3 protein-coding genes are annotated in these 2,749 nt (G+C 44.7%); 1 reads left to right on the top strand and 2 read right to left on the bottom strand.

Annotated elements, in window-relative coordinates; translation table 11 throughout:
- Nucleotides 1-145: 145 nt before the first annotated feature.
- Complete coding sequence (locus QT974_RS33225; RefSeq protein ID WP_333472622.1) at nt 146-493, bottom strand: hypothetical protein; 348 nt, start codon at nt 491-493, stop codon at nt 146-148.
- Nucleotides 494-734: 241 nt separating this feature from the next.
- Between QT974_RS33225 and QT974_RS33220 the strand changes: the two genes are divergently transcribed.
- Nucleotides 735-1,655 carry a cation diffusion facilitator family transporter gene (locus QT974_RS33220; RefSeq protein ID WP_333472621.1) on the top strand — a complete coding sequence of 307 codons (921 nt, stop codon included), beginning with the start codon at nt 735-737 and terminating at the stop codon, nt 1,653-1,655.
- 541 nt (nt 1,656-2,196) lie between these two features.
- Here the strand turns inward: QT974_RS33220 and QT974_RS33215 are convergent.
- A complete protein-coding gene (locus QT974_RS33215) occupies nt 2,197-2,712 on the bottom strand; it encodes an NACHT C-terminal alpha/beta 1 domain-containing protein (protein WP_333472620.1) in 516 nt (171 codons plus the stop codon).
- Nucleotides 2,713-2,749: the final 37 nt, after the last annotated feature.

Below are 2,749 nucleotides of genomic sequence, written 5' to 3'. Positions count from 1 at the left end.
GGAGTAGCTGCAATACCTCGGATTACTCCGAAATACTACGGATTGGTGCTACTCTAACTAAGGCAGCCTGCTAAGCTTTGACAAAACCCGCTAATTTATGAGGAATGCAACCTTGATAAGCGGACGGGTTTCAGCTTGAAGCATCTCAACCGACTTGTTCGATATACTGAGCGAGATCGTCGCGCAGGCGGCTCAGTTCGGCTTCGGTGGTGACGCGCAGGCGATCGTCCCTAACCGTAATCAGCACTTTCGCAGCAAAAGGCGTCGCCCAGATATTCGGGTTGCAGAAAACCTCCAAAAATACATCCCCTGCATACCGATATTCCATCGGTTTTTGGGGAGAAGCTTTACCGCCAGCGGTTTTGGCTGCTACGGCTTTCAAGCTGTCCATCAAAGCGGCGATCGCGGTGAGCAAATCCCGCGCGGCTTGCGGGGAAAAGCTAAAGGAGACAGAACCTTCAACTAAATTCAGTGTTAGAGGGGAAAGAGACATGGGCAATGAAATTTAACATACGATTGTTAATGATAAAATATACACTAACCTAAAAGAAGTACCTGCGAGCTAAATTGGGCGCCGAGAATGCGATTAATTAAAAATTATCTCAAGAAGCCAGGCTAAATTAATGAAGATAAATCTAGTTGCAACCTAGATTCTGTAATACTTTTAACTTTTTATGACAGGATCGGCTTTAAACTAGAAGCCAGAAAACTTGATGGCCGATCGAGGAGATTTTATGGTAGCCGATAATCGTTCCGAAGTCCGCAAGGTTTTAATCATTACCTTATTGCTAAACTTGCTAGTGATGGCAATAAAAGCAGCCGTGGGATTGCTGACTGGTTCCTTGAGTTTGCTGGCAGATGCCTTGCACAGTGTTACGGACAGTGCTAATAATATTTTAGGATTGGTAACTAATCATTATGCCAATCCACAGCCCGATCGCGATCATCCCTACGGACACCAGAAATATGACGCTCTCGGAGCTCTGGGAATTGCTGTTTTTCTGGGAATTGCCTGTTTTGAAATTCTCAGCGGTGCTGTCCAAAGGTTGCTACACGGCGGTAAAGCTGTCAAAATATCCCCAAATGAACTGTGGATTTTGCTGCTGGTACTGGGGATTAATATTTTTGTCACTTTTTATGAGCGCAGAGTTGGCAAACGTCTCGGTAGCGCGATTTTGGTGGCTGACGCCCAACACACGATGAGCGATGTTTGGGTGACAATTATGGTCATCGGCGGGTTGATCGGTGTTTGGCAAGGCCAGATTTTAAAGATACCTCAATTGCAATCCCTAGACGTATTTTTGTCTTTTCCTGTGGCTCTTTTGGTATTTAGTAGCGGTTGGAAAGTCTTAAGGGAAAATTTGCCTTGGTTAGTGGATGAAATGGCGATCGCACCGGAAGTTATTCAGGCGATCGCCATGGATGTGCCCGGAGTTGTTAACTGTCACTCGATCGCCTCCCGAGGGCTGATCGGGCGTCAAGTGTTTATTGATATGCACATGATTGTCGATGCTGTCGATGTAGAAACTGCTCACCGGATTACAGAAGAAGTTGAAGCTTATTTGGAAAAACGTTTTAGCCCTGTACGCATCTTAATTCACGTTGAGCCTCCCGCTTACCATTCCGACCAAATTAGCTATGATTCTGAAAAATGAAGGCACAACCAGTGATTTTGACACGGATACACGGATTAATTGAACAGTCAGAAAAGTATTTTTACTCAGCGCCATTCCTCCAATTTTTTAAATCCTATCGATCGGGTTAAAGCGATCGCACTTAATTTAGTAGCAGTTTTCCACAGGAAAAGGGCGGTTTTCCACAGAAATCGGCAAGTTTTCCACAATAGATCGATCGGCTGTCGTCAATTTCTGTCTTTCTATTTGTATAAATTCCAAGTATTTTGAATTTCTGTAGCGATTTCCCCCGCAAATGCCAAGGTAGCAAAATCTCCACTTTAGAACCGAGAGCTCGCAGCCATCTCAACGGGTAGTGCGGATGGAATTTTTACTTTATTTTATCTGGTGCTAGCCTATCTACTCTCGATCGTAGCGGAAATGCTCCTACTCTGTTTTAGCCGACGATTCTCTTAATTCAGAGAAAGATCAAGAAATGTTTCGATCGAGTTGGATTTGGGGGAGTGAGTGCGATCGGGCCTGAGTTGGTGAAAAAGCGATCGCCTGCTGCCAAAATCAAAATTCAAGCCTCCAAAATTGAGCGATTCAGCCATTTCAAAACTGCATCGATCTGGTTCGGATGGTTAGGACAAATGCGTTTTACATTGTCGCAGGGTCGATCGGTGATGATTGCGACCGGGCCTCCAAAAGCACTCAGTGCAGTTAGAAAAGGTGCGCTGAATTCGCGATCGATTTTAGAATTGTAGAACACCAAAGCAACTCGTTTGTCTAGGTTTCTCAAATTCAGTCGCCAATAGGCTTTGAGCAGTGGCATAGTTGTGGGTGTTCCTTCTTGTCGTTCTGGACAACCTTGCTCTACCATTTGGATGTAGATATCAGTGGCAGGATTATCTGGAGGGTCAAATTCGCTACCATCAATACAAATCAGTTGTACTGCTCGATCGAGCATTGGGTCGCTGACAATTGCAGAACGCAGGACTTCTGGAAATTCGGCAAAGTTGAGGAGTTGAGTAGTGTTGGAGTTGCTAACTAGGATGTTGTCGGATGCTTCTGCATTTATAGTAGACTTGAATTGCAAAAATCGGAAAACACCCTAAAATTATCTGCGTTTATCT

It is taken from the genome of Microcoleus sp. BM001215392 (assembly GCF_036700185.1).
Taxonomy (GTDB): domain Bacteria; phylum Cyanobacteriota; class Cyanobacteriia; order Cyanobacteriales; family Microcoleaceae; genus Microcoleus.
The sequence above is the reverse complement of the archived record's forward strand: the minus strand, read 5'-3'. Positions and strand labels throughout refer to the sequence as shown.

What these genes read in the sequence shown, in the direction of transcription:
- QT974_RS33220 (WP_333472621.1), top strand. Translation starts at nt 735, where the DNA reads ATGGTAGCCGATAATCGTTCCGAAGTCCGCAAGGTTTTAATCATTACC.
- QT974_RS33225 (WP_333472622.1), bottom strand. Translation starts at nt 493, where the DNA reads ATGTCTCTTTCCCCTCTAACACTGAATTTAGTTGAAGGTTCTGTCTCC.